This window comes from Pseudomonas sp. OV546, assembly GCF_900116845.1.
GTDB lineage: Bacteria > Pseudomonadota > Gammaproteobacteria > Pseudomonadales > Pseudomonadaceae > Aquipseudomonas > Aquipseudomonas petroselini.
Genome location: NZ_FPCE01000020.1, coordinates 1 through 17064 on the forward strand (window position 1 = coordinate 1; position 17064 = coordinate 17064).

General features: G+C 62.7%; 16 protein-coding genes and 1 pseudogene. 10 read left to right on the forward strand and 7 right to left on the reverse strand.

Annotation, left to right across the window (positions count from 1 at the left end):
• Positions 1-346: 346 nt before the first annotated feature.
• Positions 347-643: a DUF6124 family protein gene (locus BM403_RS29060; protein ID WP_012723611.1), complete on the reverse strand. Its 297-nt coding sequence runs from the start codon at positions 641-643 to the stop codon at positions 347-349.
• 507 nt (positions 644-1150) lie between these two features.
• Positions 1151-2209: a LacI family DNA-binding transcriptional regulator gene (locus BM403_RS29065; protein ID WP_012723612.1), complete on the reverse strand. Its 1059-nt coding sequence runs from the start codon at positions 2207-2209 to the stop codon at positions 1151-1153.
• Between the two features lie 161 nt (positions 2210-2370).
• Here BM403_RS29065 and BM403_RS29070 point away from each other — a divergent pair, with 161 nt between their 5' ends.
• The 4 genes from BM403_RS29070 (at position 2371) to BM403_RS29085 (ending at position 5943) form a co-directional block, all read left to right on the forward strand.
• Positions 2371-3468 (forward strand): fatty acid desaturase family protein, encoded by a 1098-nt coding sequence (locus BM403_RS29070; RefSeq protein ID WP_093546552.1) that lies wholly within the window; start codon positions 2371-2373, stop codon positions 3466-3468.
• A gap of 135 nt (positions 3469-3603) precedes the next feature.
• Positions 3604-3924 (forward strand): MocE family 2Fe-2S type ferredoxin, encoded by a 321-nt coding sequence (locus tag BM403_RS29075; protein ID WP_046036525.1) that lies wholly within the window; start codon positions 3604-3606, stop codon positions 3922-3924.
• Positions 3925-3926: 2 nt separating this feature from the next.
• Complete coding sequence (locus BM403_RS29080) at positions 3927-5126, forward strand: NAD(P)/FAD-dependent oxidoreductase (protein ID WP_093546555.1); 1200 nt, start codon at positions 3927-3929, stop codon at positions 5124-5126.
• Between the two features lies 1 nt (position 5127).
• Positions 5128-5943, forward strand: a complete 816-nt coding sequence (locus BM403_RS29085; RefSeq protein WP_093546558.1) for a sugar phosphate isomerase/epimerase family protein — start codon at positions 5128-5130, stop codon at positions 5941-5943.
• Positions 5944-6217: 274 nt separating this feature from the next.
• On the opposite strand, the gene BM403_RS29090 is transcribed toward BM403_RS29085, so the two are convergent.
• A complete protein-coding gene (locus tag BM403_RS29090; RefSeq protein ID WP_093546561.1) occupies positions 6218-7090 on the reverse strand; it encodes an undecaprenyl-diphosphate phosphatase in 873 nt (290 codons plus the stop codon).
• 140 nt (positions 7091-7230) lie between these two features.
• Between BM403_RS29090 and BM403_RS29095 the strand changes: the two are divergent.
• A pseudogene (locus BM403_RS29095) lies at positions 7231-7775 on the forward strand (GNAT family N-acetyltransferase).
• Here BM403_RS29095 and BM403_RS29100 read toward each other — a convergent pair.
• Entirely contained in the window at positions 7753-8697 is a 945-nt protein-coding gene (locus tag BM403_RS29100; protein WP_012723619.1) for a GlxA family transcriptional regulator, read from the reverse strand. The pseudogene BM403_RS29095 and the gene BM403_RS29100 sit on opposite strands and share 23 nt — an antisense overlap.
• 173 nt (positions 8698-8870) lie before the next feature.
• Between BM403_RS29100 and BM403_RS29105 the strand changes: the two genes are divergently transcribed.
• The 3 genes from BM403_RS29105 (at position 8871) to BM403_RS29115 (ending at position 11386) form a co-directional block, all read left to right on the forward strand.
• Complete coding sequence (locus tag BM403_RS29105; protein ID WP_093546564.1) at positions 8871-9500, forward strand: TetR/AcrR family transcriptional regulator; 630 nt, start codon at positions 8871-8873, stop codon at positions 9498-9500.
• Positions 9497-10174, forward strand: a complete 678-nt coding sequence (locus tag BM403_RS29110) for a type 1 glutamine amidotransferase domain-containing protein (RefSeq protein WP_012723621.1) — start codon at positions 9497-9499, stop codon at positions 10172-10174. The genes BM403_RS29105 and BM403_RS29110 overlap by 4 nt, the downstream gene beginning before the upstream one ends.
• 78 nt (positions 10175-10252) lie before the next feature.
• Positions 10253-11386: an alkene reductase gene (locus BM403_RS29115; protein ID WP_093546567.1), complete on the forward strand. Its 1134-nt coding sequence runs from the start codon at positions 10253-10255 to the stop codon at positions 11384-11386.
• An 846-nt stretch (positions 11387-12232) separates the two neighbouring features.
• Here BM403_RS29115 and BM403_RS29120 read toward each other — a convergent pair.
• On the reverse strand, positions 12233-13231 hold the full coding sequence (locus BM403_RS29120; RefSeq protein WP_012723625.1) for an NAD(P)H-quinone oxidoreductase: 999 nt from the start codon (positions 13229-13231) through the stop codon (positions 12233-12235).
• The gene (locus BM403_RS29125) at positions 13228-14460 is read right to left on the reverse strand and encodes a YbfB/YjiJ family MFS transporter (RefSeq protein ID WP_046036224.1); all 1233 of its coding nucleotides are present in this window, start codon (positions 14458-14460) and stop codon (positions 13228-13230) included. Before BM403_RS29125 ends, BM403_RS29120 begins: the two co-directional genes overlap by 4 nt.
• A 112-nt stretch (positions 14461-14572) precedes the next feature.
• Here BM403_RS29125 and BM403_RS29130 point away from each other — a divergent pair, with 112 nt between their 5' ends.
• Entirely contained in the window at positions 14573-15448 is an 876-nt protein-coding gene (locus tag BM403_RS29130) for a LysR family transcriptional regulator (RefSeq protein WP_012723627.1), read from the forward strand.
• Between the two features lie 77 nt (positions 15449-15525).
• A complete protein-coding gene (locus BM403_RS29135; protein ID WP_046036222.1) occupies positions 15526-15912 on the forward strand; it encodes a DoxX family protein in 387 nt (128 codons plus the stop codon).
• Positions 15913-16161: 249 nt separating this feature from the next.
• On the opposite strand, the gene BM403_RS29140 is transcribed toward BM403_RS29135, so the two are convergent.
• Positions 16162-16980, reverse strand: a complete 819-nt coding sequence (locus BM403_RS29140) for an alpha/beta fold hydrolase (protein ID WP_046036221.1) — start codon at positions 16978-16980, stop codon at positions 16162-16164.
• Positions 16981-17064 lie beyond the last annotated feature (84 nt).

A 17064-nucleotide genomic window follows, 5' to 3' on the forward strand; every position in this document is an offset into this window, starting at 1 on the left:
GCGGCTCACTTTTGAAGAGCGCAAAAGTAAGCAAAACGCTCTTGCCCCAACACTCGGCACCTCGCTCACGCTCGGTGTGCCCGTAATCCGACAGGTATTTGGGGGGCCGCCGCCACGCGCCATCCATGGCGCGGGGCGGCTAAACCGGCATCCCTGCCGGTTTACCCCCCAAATCCCTGTCGAATTCCGGCCAGCGTGTTTGACGGGGCGCCTCAGATCAAAAGCGAGATCAAGATCAAGATCAAGAGCGGCTCGCTTCGCATCGTGGTTAGCGTTGGTTGCTACAGCGTTGTGTCGGTACCTATGGCCATCGTAGGCAAGCCAGCTCTCGCAGGGTTAATCGTATTTAGGTGGTTGTCTTGGGGGGCGTCAGGCACTCGATGGAGCGATCCACGGTGGTCTTGGCAATCTCCAGTAAATGCCACACCGCCAGGATCTTCGCCCGCTCGGGATTATCCAGTGTCTCTCCACAATCCAGCGCGGTCGCCGATGCACTGTCGAGCAAGCTGGCGGTGTAGAGCAGAGCGTCTTCGAAGCTGAGGTCTTCGTTGATGGAGTGGAAGCCCTGGGTGGGCAGGTAGTGATCGATGGCGCGGTTGAAGGCGGCGCGGTCTTTGGTGGGGTCGTTTGCGTCTTTGTTCATTGTTTAGCTTCCTTTTGGACTCAGGGAGCCGAACCTTCCGCGACTAAACGTAGGGTGGCGGCTGTACGCAGGTTAGTCGACCGGCCAAAAGGCAAAATCCGGCGCACCCAAGGGCGCCCTGCGCACAGCCACCATTAAACCTCATGGAGGATCATGCGCCTTTTGGAATACCGGGCGACTAAACCCGATCACTGAATTGGCAGCGACGGACCGCAGACTAGCCACCGATTCCAGCAGGCACAAGGCGGCGAGGATTGTCTAGGAAACGTCCTGCAATTAAAAGGGACCTGCCTTGCTGGCCCTTTACAAACCATGACCAAATGCCACTAACCGCTCGCGGGCGGGTCGTCTCGCAGGCCTATGGCTTCAACTGTTTCCATTCAATGGCAAAGCGGGCCAGGTATTTGGTGGTGGTCGCTTCACCACGCCGCACATGAGCGACCATCTGCACAGCAATATGCAGGTGGTCCAACGCTTCCTGCCCGTGGTGATCGAGTGCCGCGCCCGCTAGAGGTTCTCCGACGTCACAATCTGCGGCGATATATACACCCGATGCCGCACCGGATCGAACCCCTCGGTGCGCTCCCGTTCCTCACTCTGCAAGGCCACCAGCAACTGCACCAGTGCGGTCGCCGTCTGCCCCGGCTGCGAATCCATCACCACATCGATCAACCCCTGGCGCAGCGCCTGGCGTGACAGCTCGGTCGACTCCTGCAAGATGCAGCACAGCGCTGGTCGCTTGGGCAACTGCGCCAGGGCGCTGATGATGCCGTCACCGCCGCCGCCCACCACGCACAGGCCGCGCAGGTCGCTGTGGCGGCTGATCAGGTCAAGAGTGGCTTCCTCGGTGATGTCGCAGTTATCCAGGTTGATCAACGGCTCGAGCGGCTTGAGCCCCGGCGCGTGTTCGGCCAGGTAGCTGTGCAAGCCTTCGACCCGCGCCTGGTGGCCGAGAAAACGATGGCCGCCGAGCAGGATCCCCACGCTGCCTTTGCGCGCGCCGCCAGTGCGCGCGAGCAACCAGCCCATGGTGCGGCCGACCACGTGGTTGTCCTGGCCCACGTAGGGCTCCAGGGCTTGCTCGTGGATATCCGAGAGCAGGGCGACCACGGGCACGCCGGCTTCGCGGATCTGCTTGAGGCAGGCGTTGATCAGCGGATGGGCAAAGCTGACCACCGCGAGGCCATCGCATTGCACGGCCAACTGTTCGATCTGCGCAACGATAGCGCTGGGGGTGCGATCCACGATGTATTCGAACTGGCACGTCAGGTTGGCCGTGGCGTGATGCTGCGCCGCGGTGCTGATCGACTGCGCCAGGTTGGCATAGAACGCTTGGGCGGTCCCCAGCAAGAGGATGCCGAAACGATAAGTCGGCCGACGTTCGCGAATGCGCTGGCCGATCAGCCGCGCGGCAAAATAGCCCACGGCTTCGGCGGCCTGGAACACCTGCTCGGCGGTGTCCGGGTTGACCGGCGCACGCGCATTCAATACGCGGTCGACGGTGGCCACACTCAGCCCTGCATGGGCGGCAACGGTGGCGATGGTTGGGCGTTTATTGTTGTTCATGACAAGCCCTTTGAACGTCTTGATAGAAAACTATCAAGCTCCGCTAGGCCTGGATGATAGCTTGATAGGGAATGGAATCAAGGCCTTGAGGGGGATTTACCGGTTCTCTATGGTGGGTTTCGTAAAGCACTAGAAACCACCGCTTGCGGAGAACAATAACAATGCCTGAACACACCGCTCACACCGCCCGTCGCGACTACAGCCTCACCGGCCCCGAAGCCGCCCGCGCCGCTGAAAAAGGCCTGGTCTCGGCCAACTGGTACCAGTCGCCCATCTCGCGTAAACGCATGAAAGAACTGATGCAGCGCCGTGACGGCCCGGCCTTGCTCGACACCGCCATCTGGGTGGTCGCGCTGTTGGCCGCAGGCTTCGGGGCTTATTGGTTCTGGGGCACTTGGGCCTGCGTGCCGCTCTTCCTCGTCTATGGCGTGCTGTACGGCACCGCGTCCAACCCGCGCTGGCACGAAACCGGCCACGGCACCGCATTCAAGACCCGTTGGATGAACGACGTGCTGTACCAGGTCGCCAGCTTCATGTGCATCTTCGAACCCCACGTGTGGCGCTGGAGCCATGCCCGTCACCACACCGACACCATCGTGGTCGGCCGCGACCCGGAGATCGTCGAGCCGCGTCCACCGAGTTTCTTGATGATGTTCCTGAGCCTGTTCAATTTGCCCTTGGCCTGGAAGACATTCGGCGGCGTGGCGCGCCATGCCATTGGCAAGATGAGTGCCCAGGAAGCGGACTTCATCCCCGAATCCGAATGGCCCAAAGTGTTTCGCGCAGCGCGGATCTGGGTCGGCATTTATGCCGTGGTGATTGGCACCGCCTTGTACCTGCATAGCTGGTTGCCGCTGATGCTGATTGGATTGCCGAGTCTCTACGGCGCTTGGCTCGGCTACGTCTTCGGCCTTACCCAACACGTCGGCCTGGCCGAAGACGTGCTGGACCACCGCAGTAACTGCCGCACCATCTACATGAACCGCGTGCTGCGTTTTATCTACATGGACATGAACTACCACCTCGAACACCACATGTACCCGATGGTGCCGTACCACGCGCTCAAGCACCTGCACGAAGAAATCCGCAGCGACTGCCCGCCGCCCTACGCCAACCTGTTCGAAGCGTACAAAGAGATCCTGCCGACGATCTGGAAACAGCGCAGCGACCCGACCTATTTCGTCCAGCGCCCACTGGCGAACGACGCTGAGGGTGGCGAGGGAGCTTGCTCGCGCTGGGCTGCGCAGCAGCCCCAATAAAACCACCGCATTCATTCAGACATAACTCGACTGCCGATCTTGGGGCCGCTTCGCCGCAGCCCAGCGCGAGCAAGCTCGCTCGCCACAACAAGCGCGCTTGCCACAGGGGCAGTCAGTCATTTGGAGACAAACGCCATGAACGATCAATGGATCGACGTCTGCGCCGTGGGCGAAATAGACGAAGAAGACGTGCTGCGCTTTGACCACGGGCCGCATACCTACGCGGTGTACCGTTCGGCCGAGAATGAGTTTTTCGCCACCGCCGGCCTGTGCACCCACGAGAAAATCCACCTGGCCGACGGCCTGGTGATGGACCACGTGATCGAGTGCCCCAAGCACAACGGGCGCTTCGATTACCGCACCGGCAAAGCCATGGGCGCGCCGGTGTGCGTCAACCTCAAGACCTACCCGGTGCGGGTCGAAGCGGGGCGGGTGTTGCTCGCCGTCACGGCGTGACCATGAGCGCACCCCTGATCATCGTCGGTGCCGGCCATGCCGGTGGCCGTGCAGCGCTGACCCTGCGCGAAGAGGGTTACACCGGGCGCCTGATCCTGATCGGCGATGAGCCGCACTTGCCCTACGAGCGACCACCGCTGTCCAAGGCTGTGCTGCAGGGCACCGTGGACCTGGCCGGGTGCAGCCTGTGCGACAGCGCACGGCTGGCAGAGTTGGGTATCGAGCATATCGCCGGTGACCCGGTGACCCAATTGGAGCCGGAACACCATCGCCTGCAACTCGCCGACGGCCAGTGGCTGCCGTATGCCGGTCTGCTGCTGGCCACTGGCGGACGGGCACGACGCTTGCCCCAAGAGCAGGCCCATGTGCTTTACCTGCGCACCCACGATGAAGCGCTGGCCCTGCGCAACGCGCTAAAGGCCGGGACGCGGCTGGTGGTGGTCGGTGGCGGTTTTATCGGCCTGGAAGTGGCAGCCACGGCACGTGGCTTGGGCTGTGAAGTCACGCTGCTCGAAGCCGGGCCGCGTTTGGCGGGGCGGGTATTGCCGCCGGTCATCAGCGAGGCGCTGCTGGCGCTGCATCGCCAACACGGCGTGGATGTGCGCTTGAATGTGGCCTTGGAGTCCATCCAGGCCGACGCCGTGCTGCTGGTGGACGGGCAACGGTTGCCGTGCGATCTGGTTGTCGTCGGCATCGGCATGCAGCCCAATATCGAGTTGGCCACGGCGGCGGGGCTGGACGTGGGGCAGGGCATTCGTGTCGATACGCACCTGCGCACCAGCGCGCCCGACATCTATGCCGCCGGTGACGTGTGTGAGTTTCGCCTGGGCGGTCTCTACCAGCGCCAGGAAACCTGGCGCAACGCCGAGGTCCAGGGGCGGCATGCGGCGTTGAATCTGCTGGGGCGCGACGTGCCGTTCGACGCGCTCCCCGGTTTCTGGTCCGACCAGTACGACTGGGGCTTGCAGACCGTGGGCGTGATCACGCCCTTGACGGTCAGCCGCCCATTGGCGGGCGGCGGCGTGCTGCTGTTCTACCTGGATGCCGAGCACCGTTTGCACGGTGCCTGCGGTTGGGCGCCGGGCAACAGCGTGGCCAAAGACATCAAGCTGTGTGAGCGCCTGATCAGCGCACGTATACCGCTCAACGCGGCCAGCCTGGCCGACCCCGAGCTGTCCCTCAAACACCTGCTGCGAGGCTGATATGCGCCAATTCCTGGTGTTCCAATCCCTGTGGGCGATGCAAACCGAGCCTGGCACCCTCGACGACCAACTCGACCGCATCAAGGCCGCCGGTTTCGACGGCATTACCGACCATTACTACACACCCGCCGACGTCGCCCGCTTGCACGCCGCCGCCACGGCCAGGGGCCTGCAGATCGAAGGCCAGCTGTTCCCGCATTCGGTGGATGACCTGGCGGCCGCGCTGGATGTGATCAGCGGCTACGGCTGTCACCACCTCACCCTGCAAGCCGACGTGCGCCCGCGTACTCAACGCGAAGCGGCGCGACTGGTCGAAGGCTGGCAACGCCTGGCCGAGCAGGTGGACTTTCCGGTGCTGCTGGAAACCCACCGTTATCGGCTCACCAATGACCTGCTGTTCACCCTCGACCTGCTGGCGCAGATGCCCGACTTGAAACTGCTGGCCGATCTGTCCCACTACGTGGTCGGGCGTGAACTGCCGGAGCCTGGTGCCGCCGAGGACGATGAACAGATCCGCACTGTCCTGCGCCACAGCTGGGGGTTTCACGGCCGCGTGGCCAGCAGCGAACAGGTGCAGGTGTCGTTGGATTTCCCCCAGCATCACGCCTGGGTGCAACGTTTCACCGAGTGGTGGCGCTACGGGATTGAACACTGGCTGGCGCGGCCCGACGCACCACAGAGCCTGTCGTTCACCTGTGAACTGGGCCCGCCGCCCTATGCGATCACCGGCGCAGATGGCCGTGAAATCAGCGATCGCTGGGCCGAAGCGCTGAAGATGCAGGCGTTGATTCGACAGGTGTGGCAGCGCTGTCAGTGATGACCTTGAACCCGCTCAGTCATGAGCACTGTGTTCAAGACCAAGCAGTTCGAATTGCGATAACCCTAGGTATCTACGCATCTTTTGACTGTAGTGAGCGGGCTTGCCCCGCGCTGGGCTGTGGAGCAGCCCCAAAAAGGAGGAACCTGGTGTATCAGATACGCTTCATCGGTCGGTTTTAGGGCGGCTTCGCAGCCCAGCGCGGGGCAAGCCCGCTCACTACAGTGTCGTACTGGGGGTGTGGCGAGGGCGCTTGCTCCCGTGGCCGCTGCTTTCAGCTCAGCAGCCCGGTGCTGACCGCCACAATCAGAAACACCCCCAGCAGCGCGCGGTAGATCACGAACGGCCAGGTGGAGAACCGCTCCAAAAACTTCATCAGCCCCCAGATCGCAAAAAATGCCGAGATGCTCGCCACCACCAGGCCGAACAGCAGGTGCGGCCAGGCATGCACGGGCATATCGGCATGCAGCAACACCCACAATTCTTTCAAACCGGCGAGGGCGATGGCGGGCAGGCCCAGCAGGAAGGAAAACCGTGCGGCTTCCTCACGCTTGAAGTTGAGGAACAGCGCGGCGGTCAGCGTGGAGCCGGAACGCGAGACGCCAGGAATCAACGCACCAATTTGCGCAATCCCCACGATCAACGCATCCCGCAGGCGCATTTCGCTGACTTCGCGGGTGTGGCGTGCACGCACTTCCGCCACCGCCAACAGCACCGCCATGACCACGCAGGAAATACCGATCACCATCAACCCGCGCAACGGCGAGTTGCAGGCATTCAACGTCGACGACAACGCCAGCCCGGCAATGCCGATGGGGATCGTCGCCAGCACAATCGCCACCGCCAGCTTGAACCAGGGGTCGTTGTAGTCGCCCCGGCGCACGGCGCCGATGCTGCCGGTGGTCACCTGGCGCACATCCCGCCAGAAGTAACTAACCACCGCCGCCAGCGCCGCCAACTGCATGGCCGCGGAAAACGCCGAGCCGGGGTCTTGCCAGCCGAGCAGGGCGGGTACCACGCGCATATGGGCGGTGGACGACACCGGCAACAGTTCGGTAACGCCCTGGATCACGCCCAGGATGAAGATCTGCAGGTAGTCCAGGGAGGCAAACCCCACATCCAGGCCGGCGGAACAGACGTTGCTCACAATACGTGTCCTTGAAAAAGAGAGGCAATTTCGCGGAGTTTATTCGAAATGTTTCAGGGTTTCGGGGGAGGCAACGCCTATTTGCAATTGGTTCAGCAAGTAGAAAGGTTGGCGACTCTATTGGACTGTCCCGGCGTTTTGTGAACAATGGCGCCCTGCATTTTTGACCGAGAGCCCCATGCCTGAAACCACCGTCGAACTGATCCAGACCGGCCCGGAGCACGCCGAGCTGATCCGCAATCTCTACCAGTACTACGCCTACGAGTCGTCGGACTGGGAACAGGAAGATGTCGAGGCGGATGGCCGCTTCTATATCCATGACGAACACCTGACCCGTTACTGGCAGGACCCGCAATGGAGCGCCAACCTGTTGCTGGTCGACGGCTACATCGCCGGTTTCCTGCTGATCGAAGGCAGCGAACTGCCGGGCATCGACGCCCTGGAACTGGCCGACCTGTTCATCCTCAAGCGCTATCGCCGCAAAGGCATTGGCCGCGCCATCGCCACCCAGGTGCTGTGCAGCGGCGAGGCCAATTGGCTGGTGCGGTTCTATGATCAGGACGAAGTGTCCCAGGCGTTCTGGCGCACGGTGCTGGATAACCTGCCGCGCCCGGTGCAGACGATTGAACTGGAGGATGACCCGCAGTTGGTGAGTTACCTGATTACGCGGGCGGCGCTGCATTAAAGGCCTGCTGCATCACCTGCGGCGGTTGCCCGAACGCCCTTAAAAACGCCTGGCGCATGCGCTCGCGATCACCAAACCCGGTCTCGCGGGCCACCACCTCGACCGGGTGGCGACTGGTTTCCATCAGCGCCCGGGCGGCTTCGACCCGCAGGGACTCGATGGCCTTGGCCGGTGTCTGCCCGGTTTCTTCACGGAACACCCGGCTGAACTGGCGCGGGCTGAGCCGCGCGACATCGGCCAGGGCTTCCACCGAGAGGTCATGGGTCAGGTTCTCGCGGGCGTAGGCCAGGGCCAGTTGCACGCGGTCCGATTTAGGGTCCAGCTCCAGCAGGGCCGACAACTGCGATTGCTCGCTGCCGCGACGCTGGGCGATCACCAGTTTGCGTGCAATGCGCCGCGCCAGGTCGCTGCCCAGGTCGTTCTCTACCATCGCCAACGCCAGGTCCACGCCGGCGCTCATGCCGGCGCCGGTCCAGATGTGGCCGTCGACGATAAACAGCTTGTCCTCTTCCAGGCGGATATCCGGGTAGCGCTTGCGAAAGGCCGGTGCGTGGATCCAGTGGGTGGTGGTGCGCTTGCCTTCGAGCAGACCGGCTTCGGCCAGCACGAAGATGCCCATGCACAGCGAGGCCACACGCCGCGACTGGGCGGAGGCGGCCTTGACCAGTTCCAGCAGGTTGGCTTCCGGCAGGCGGAATTCCAGGTAGCCGCTGACGATCAGCGTGTCGTAACCCTCCGGCCGGATCGGTGTGGTGTTCACCGAAAAACCCTGGGACGTCATCACCGCGCCGCCGCTTTCCGACACCAGGTGAAACTCATAGGCCGGCTCACCGCGCAGCAGGTTCGCGCACTCGAATACCGAGCCCAGGCTGAGGCTCAGGGATTGGAAGTTCGGGTAAACCATCAGCGCAACGCTGTGCATCGCATGTCTCCAGGGGTGTGGGGGGCAGGGATTGTCGGCGGCTGCCGGGAAAACGGCAACCCACTTTGGCGCATGTCCGAAATCCTTGCGGATCTGACATTGTGCGCGTTTCGCCTGGCTCCTAACATTCACTCAACGAACTAGACGACTGGTCTAATCGATCGAGATGAAGCATGAGCCGCGAAACTAAAAGTGCAAGGCAGGCGATTCTGGAAACGGCGCAGCCGATTGTGGGCGCCAAGGGATTTTCTGCGGTGGGGTTGAACGAAATACTTCACGCCGCCGATGTGCCTAAAGGCTCGTTCTATCACTACTTCAACTCTAAAGACGCGTTCGGGGTGGTATTGCTCGATACCTATTTCGATAACTACTTGAACGTTATGCAACAGCTGTTCAATCAGCCGGGCTTATCTCAACACGCCAAGTTGATGTGTTATTGGCAAAGCTGGATCAACAACCAGACCGGCTGCACCGACGCCGGCAAATGCCTTGCCGTCAAACTCGGTGCAGAGGTGTCAGACCTTTCAGAGCCGATGCGCCTGGCCCTGCAACGCGGCACCGCACGCACCATCGGGTTGCTCAGCGAGGCCTTGCAGCAGGGCGTCGAAGACGGCTCGGTAACGATCACGCAACACCCCGAAAGCCTGGCCCGGCGCCTGTATGCGTTGTGGCTGGGGACCAGCGTCATGAGCAAGATCACCCATACAGCGGCGCCGTTCGACGAGGCGCTGGGGCTGACCCGACAGTTGTTGGGGCAGCCGGAAGAAACTGACACTCACCCCTATCGAGGCACTGGAAAATGAAAGTATTAATGGTACTGACCTCTCACGACCAGCTCGGCGATACCGGACGCAAGACCGGCTTCTGGCTCGAAGAATTTGCCGCTCCCTACTACGCGTTCAAAGACGCCGGTGCCGACGTGGTGCTGGCATCCCCGGCCGGCGGTCAACCGCCGCTGGACCCGGTCAGCGACCAGCCGGACGCCCAGACCGAACAGACCCATCGCTTCGCCGCCGACCCGGCCGCCCAGCAAGCCCTGGCCACCACGGTGAAACTGGACACGGTCAACGCCGACGACTTCGACACCGTGTTCTACCCAGGCGGCCACGGCCCGCTGTGGGACCTGGCGGAATCGCCGGTGTCGATCGCGCTGATCGAGTCCTTCGAGCGCGCCGGTAAGCCCATCGGTTTCGTCTGCCATGCACCGGGTGCCCTGCGTCACGTCAAGGCAGTCAATGGTGAGTCGTTGATCAAGGGCCGTCGTGTCACCGGGTTCTCCAACTCGGAAGAGGCGGCGGTGGAGTTGACCGATGTGGTGCCGTTCCTGATTGAAGACGAGTTCAAGAAACTCGGCGGCCACTATGAGAAGGGGGCCGATTGGCAATCCTTTGTGATTACCGATGGCCTGCTGGTCACCGGGCAAAACCCTGGCAGTTCCAGTGATGTGGCTAAAGCCCTGCTGACACTCACCGCTTAATTAACTAACCGCTTGATGCATTGGCGACTTTTATAAGTCGCTAATGCTTTAGCGCGCCCGCTATTTGGACAGTATTCAATGAATGACCCTATTTTAAGTACCCCGGTAAAACTGGGGCACCACACGCTGAACAACCGTATTGTGCTGCCGCCGTTGACGCGCCAGCGCAGTGCCCAGCCCGGCGATATCGCCACCAACTTGATGGCCGAGTATTACCGCCAGCGCGCCACGGCCGGTTTTATGGTCAGCGAAGGCACGCAGATTGAACCGCGTGGCCAGGGTTACGCGTGGACGCCGGGTATCTACACCCCGGCGCAGATCGACGGCTGGCGCACCGTCACCGAGGCTGTGCATGCCGAAGGCGGGGTGATCTTTGCCCAGTTGTGGCATGTCGGTCGCGTGTCCCACAACGCGTTGCAGCCAGACGGCGCCGCCCCTGTCGCGCCGTCGGCGATCCAGGCGTTGCAGGCCAAGGCCTTTATCGAAACCGGGCCTGGCATGGGCGAACTGAAGCAGCCGCCGGTGCCACGTGCATTGTCCGTGCTTGAAATCGAAGAATTGGTCGGGCACTACGCCCAGGCCGCCCGCAATGCGCTGGATGCCGGGTTTGACGGGGTGGAAATCCATTCGGCCAATGGTTACCTGGTCAACCAATTCATCTCCGCCCATTCCAACCAGCGCGAGGATGAATACGGTGGCTCGCTGCACAACCGCCTGCGCTTTCTGCGCGAGATCGTCGAAGCCGTGAGCGCCGTGGTCGGGCCGCAGCGTCTGGGCGTACGGTTCTCGCCGTTATTCAGCGGCACCGATCAGGACCGTGTCTACATCGGCCTGGTGGAAGACGACCCGCACCACACCTACATCGAAGCGATCAAAGTGCTGGAAGAGTCGGGCATCGCCTACGTTTCCATCGCCGAAGCCGACTGGGACAACGCCCCGGTGTTGCCCGAGTCGTTCCGCCGAGCGGTGCGTGAGACCTTCAGCGGGCGGATCATCTACGCCGGTCGTTACACCGCTGAGCGCGGTGCTGATCTGGTCGAAGCGGGTCTGGCGGACCTGATTGCGTTCGGGCGGCCGTTCATTGCCAACCCGGATCTGCCACAACGGATTTTCAATGGCTGGCCGTTGAACCCGCTGAAGGCGGAAGGGCTGTATGGCGGGACAGAAGCGGGTTACATCGATTACCCGGTCTACCGCCCGGTAGCCCGGTAGCCCGGTAGCGCTGTAACGCTGAACCCTGTGGGCGCTGGCTTGCCTGCGAAAGTATCACCTGGGTACGCCTGACTCACCACGTTGCCTGCATCGCCGGCAAGACTGCTCCACACCACTCAAGCCGGCTGTCAGGCCGCTGTGCTTTTGCTTTTGATCTTGATCTTGATCTCAAGCGCCCCGTCAAACACGCTGGCCGGAATTCGGCAGGGATTTGGGGGGTAAACCGGCAGGGATGCCGGTTTAGCCGCCCCGCGCCATGGATGGCGCGTGGCGGCGGCCCCCCGAATTCCTGTCGGATTACGGGCACACCGAGCGTGAGCGAGGTGCCGAGTGTTGGGGCAAGAGCGTTTTGCTTACTTTTGCGCTCTTCAAAAGTGAGCCGCTGTAAAAGCGGAACCCATAGCAGCCGTTACCTAAATAACGGATATGTACCCTGTCTGATCCAACATCCTGGTCGTCTGCCAGGCCGCCAACGGGAGCAAGCTCCCTCGCCACAGGTTCGCCGCCATACCCGAAATGGTGTAGATACCGATGCACCGCTATCGGGGGCAAGCCCCCTCCCACATTTGGATCGCGGTCTAACCGTTAGATGGCGGTCGTCTGCCAGGCCGCCAACGGGAGCAAGCTCCCTCGCCACAGGTTCGCCGCCATACCCGAAATGGTGTAGATACCGATGCACCGCTATCGGGGGCAAGCCCCCTCCCACATTTGAATCGCGGTCTAACCGTTAGATGGCGGTCGTCTGCCAGGCCGCCAACGGGAGCAAGCTCCCTCGCCACAGGTCCGACGCCATACCCAGAATTGTGTAGATACCTATGGGTATCGCAGGCAAGCCCGCTCCCTGTATTACTCCACCCGCAACACAATCTTGCCAATATGATCCCCACCCTCCATCCGCGCATGAGCCTGGGCCGCGTCGGTGTAGGCGTACACCTTGTCAATGATCGGCAAGCAACGCCCGGCGGCCAGCACTGGCCAAATGTACTCGCGCAACTGTTCAGCGATGGCGGCTTTTTCGTCTTTGCTGCGTGCTCGCAGAAGTGACCCGGTAATCACCGCGCGTTTGGCGAGAATGCTCAGCAGGTCGACATCATTGGCCTTGCCACCGCCGAGAAAGCCCAGCATCACCAGGTGACCGTCCATGGCCAGGGCCTTGAGGTTGTTGTTGAGGTAGGAGGCGCCCATGATGTCAAGGATGACATTCACGCCCTGGTCATCGGTCTTCTGGGCGATGACCTCGGCAAAATCCTGCTCGCGGTAATTGATCGGCTCAGCGCCCAGCGTGGCAATGGCTGCGCATTTGTCGGCGCTGCCGGCGGTGGCGAAGGCCTGGATGCCGAACTCGCGGCACAGCATCAGCGCGGTGGTGCCGATACCGCTGGTGCCGCCATGGATCAGCACGCGCTGACCGGTGTGCGCATCGCCAAGGCCAAACAGGTTGGCCCAGACAGTGAAGAAGGTTTCCGGCACAGCGGCGGCTTGGATCCAGTCCATGCCCTCGGGGATCGGCAGGGCCTGGCTGGCCGGTACGCTGCAGAACTGCGCGTAGCCGCCGCCATTGGTCAGGGCGCAAACCTTGTCGCCCAACTGGTATTCGCTCACGCCATCGCCCAACGCCACCACTTCACCGGCCACCTCCAACCCTGGGATCGGGCTGAAGCCGGGTTTCATCGGGTACTTGCCGGCGCGTTGCAGGGCGTCAGGGCGGTTGACCCCGGCGGCATGCACGCGGATCAGGATCTCGCCGGGGCCTGCGACAGGCACCTCGGCGCGGCGCGGTTGCAGCACTTCAGGCCCGCCGGGGGTGGTGATTTCGATCAGGGTCATTTCTTGAGGAAGCGTCATTTCAGAGTACCTGCAGCGATGAGCGTATGGGTTGGGACCGTACCAAGCGGTCGACGGTTCAGCATAATCATGCCCAGTTCCAGCGCCAGCGCGACCACGATGGCCCCGGCGGCGATCATGAACAACAGCGCATGCTGGCCGCCGCTGGTGTTGAACAGCGCCGAGTAGGCAAACCCGGACAGCGCCTGGAACGTCGCGAAGGACACAGTAGCGCGGCTCCAGGCCACTTGCTGCTGGTGATGATTCGGCAACAGTTCATGCACCCGCGCCAGTGCCAGCGGCACGATGCCCGGCGGGAAAGAGCCGAGGATCACCGCCAGCACCGCGAGGGCGCTGAACGAGCCGGCGAATGGCAACAAACCGACGGCAATCGCCTGCACCACCAGCACCACGCGGATACTCAAGCGTGCACCGAGTTTATCGGCGAGGAAACCGTAGGACACCGGCCCCACAATCGCGCCCAGGCCGTACATCACCCAGATCATCGCGCCGACGTGTGCGCCGTCACCCAGGCCACGGGCCACGTAATCCACCAGGAACACCATCGCCGGCACCAGGCCCGCCGCCATGAAGGCGTACTGGGCAAACAACAGGTACACGCCGGACGGCGTCCGCGCTGAGGTGTCCGCGGGGGCCGCGGCTTCCTGCAGCGTACCGGTGGGCCAGGCGAACCAACTGGCGGCCGTCAACACCAGCGCCAACAGGCCCAGGCCAAACCAGGTCTGCTGCAACCCCAGGCTCAGCAGCGGCGGCACGAGGGTGCCGGAGCCGGCAATGCCCAGGCCGATGCCAAGGAAGATCGCGCCGCTGGCCAGGCCCCGACGCGCCGCCGGTACATGGGGCAGCACGGTCGCTGCTACCAGCACCATGATCGCGCCCCCGGCAATGCCCGAGAGCAGGCGCCAGGCAAAGAACCACACCACCGACAGCGGGAAGCCACAGGCGAAGAACGCCAAGGTCACCGCCACCATCATGATGCGCAGGGCGGTCTTGTTGGAGGTGCGCTGGGCGATGGGCCGACCGATCAGCGCGCCGATCAGGTAACCCACCAGGTTGGCGGCACCGAGGTAGACCACGTCGCTGGCGGAAAACCACTGCGCCTGGATCAAGGTCGGGATCAACGGCGTGTAGGCGAACCGCGCCAGGCCGATGCTGACCAGGCTGGCGCAGAGGCCGGCGAAGATCGGCAGCCAGACTGAGCGGCGAGGTGGGGTGGGGGCGTCGAGCATGATGGCGGTCCTGGGTATTTTTCTCTGGCGCCCAGCATATCCAGATTTGTTGATGCAATAATGCTGCGATTACACGGCATAGCGATGCATATATGCATCACAAGGGGCAGGTATGAATTGGGATGATGCGCGAGTGTTCCTGGCGGTCTGCCGCGAATCCACGCTGCGCGGTGCCGCAAGGGTGCTGGGCGTGGATCAGGCCACGGTGGGCCGGCGGGTCAACGCCCTGGAAAAGTCCCTGAGCGCCACCTTGTTCCTGCGCACGTCCGAGGGGTATGCGCTCACGGCGGTAGGCGAGGCAGCCTTGCTCTCGGTGGAGAAAATGGAGCGCTCGGCCCTCGACCTTGAGCGCCAGATCCAAGGCCTGGACGAGCGCTTGACCGGCACCGTGCGGGTCAGCACCACCGACTCCCTGGCCATCGATTTCCTGATCCCCGCGATCGCCTGCCTGCACGCCAAACACCCCGACGTGCGCGTGCAGTTGGACGCTTCTACGCAGATCCTCAGCCTGGCCAAGCGTGAAGCCGATATTGCCGTGCGCAACACCCGCCCCGATAACCCCGACCTGATCGCACGGCGCATCGCCCGTTGGTCGGTCGGGCTGTTTGCCTCCCAGGGCTACATCGACCGCCACGGCGTGCCCGAGCCCGGCAGCCTGTTCGACGGGCATGACTTGGTCGTCTACCAGCCCTACCTGCAAAGCCAGAAGGACATGGCCTTGGTCTCTGAACCCCTGGGGCGCGGGCGTATCGTCGCGGCCTTGAGTTCCAGCCTGCTGGTGCGCCGCTCCATCGCTGCCGGCATCGGCATCGGCGAGATCCCGGTGTACACCGGCGAGCGCGACGGGCTGGTGCGCCTGTGGCCCGAGCGCACGCGGCCCTTGCCGTATGACGTGTGGCTGGTGACCCACGCCGACCTGCGCCACACGGCGCGGGTGCGCGTGGTGATCGACGAAATCGTCGCCGCCTTTGCCGGCACCGGGGGCTGAGGTCAGCACAGGCTTGCAAGCAGGCGGAGGGCTTGGTCGACACAATCGACGTTTGTAGCCACCCACCGAGAGCACGTATGAACGAATCGAAAAGTCAGGACTTGGGGCTGTTGTTTCTGCGGGTCAGCGGGGCGCTGTTCCTGCTGTGGGTACACGGTTTGCCCAAGTTGTTGAATTACAGCGAACAACTGAAGCTGATCGAGGACCCGTTTCACTTGGGCGCCCACGTCACGCTGCTGCTGGCAATATTCGCCGAAGTGCTGTGCCCGGTGCTGATCATTGCCGGGGTGTTGGTGCGCCTGGCGTGCCTGCCGATCCTGGCGGTGCTGTTGATCGCCATGGTGGTGGTGCACCCGGAGTGGACGTTGTTCGAAGGGCAGTTCGGCTGGCTGCTGTTGATCATTTTCACCAGCGTATTGATCGCCGGACCAGGGCGCCTGGTCTTGAGCCAGCGTTTCTCCTGAGCAAAAAAAAGGCCGGGCAAGCCCTAATGCCAGTCAGTTAAGAAGCAGCAAGAGCGAAAAGTAACCTGTGGCGAGGGAGCTTGCTCCCGCTGGACTGCGCAGCAGTCCCAGTCTTTTGAAACAAAGAGCTGGGGCCGCTTCGCGACCCAGCGGGAGCAAGCTCCCTCGCCACAGGTACGGTGCTCACCCTTAACTGACTGGCATGACGGGCAAGCCCGGCCAAAATAAGGAGAGGGTGGTTCAGGCGTTTCAGCGGTTCAGGAACGCCAGCAGGTCTTCATTCAACTGCTGCGCGTGGGTCACGGCGAACCCGTGTGGCGCGTCCTTGTAGACTTTCAGTTCGGCGCCCTTGATCGAGGCCGCGGCGACTTTACCGGTGGTTTCGAACGGAACGATCTGGTCGCCATCGCCGTGGATGACCAGGGTCGGCACGTCGATCTTGGCCATGTCCGGGCGGAAGTCGGTTTCAGAGAATGCAGTGACGCAATCCACGGTCGACTTCAGGGACGCCTGCAAGGCGATCTGCAGGGTCTGGGTCAACACGCCTGCGGAGACGGTCTGGCCCTTGTTGATGCCGAAGAACGGCGTATTGAAGTCGGCGATGAACTGCGCGCGATCCTTCAGCAGGCCAGCCTTGATGCCATCGAACACTTCAGTCGGCACGCCCTGCGGGTAATCCGGTTTCTGGCCGAAGAGCGGCGTCACCGCACCCAGCAGCACCAGGCCGGCAACCCGTGCGCTGCCGTGGCGGGCGATGTAGCGCGCGACGTCGCCGCCGCCCATGGAGAAGCCCACCAGGGTCACGTCCTTGAGGTCCAGGTGCTCGATCAACTGCGCGATGTCGTCGGCGAAGGTGTCGTAGTCGTTACCGGTCCAGGGTTGGTCCGAGCGGCCAAAGCCACGGCGGTCGAACGCGAGGGTGCGAAAGCCACGGCTGCTCAGGTATTCCATCTGGTATTCCCACATGTCTGCATCCAGCGGCCAGCCGTGGCTGAACAGCACGGGCTTACCGCTGCCCCAGTCCTTGAAGTAGATCTGGGTACCGTCTTTGGCAACAAATGTGCTCATGGAAAACTCCTTGGTAGTGGGAAAATGGCTCAGCATCACTATGGGTATAAAGCGTGCGCCGGGCTTGTATGGGTGTGCTTGGTT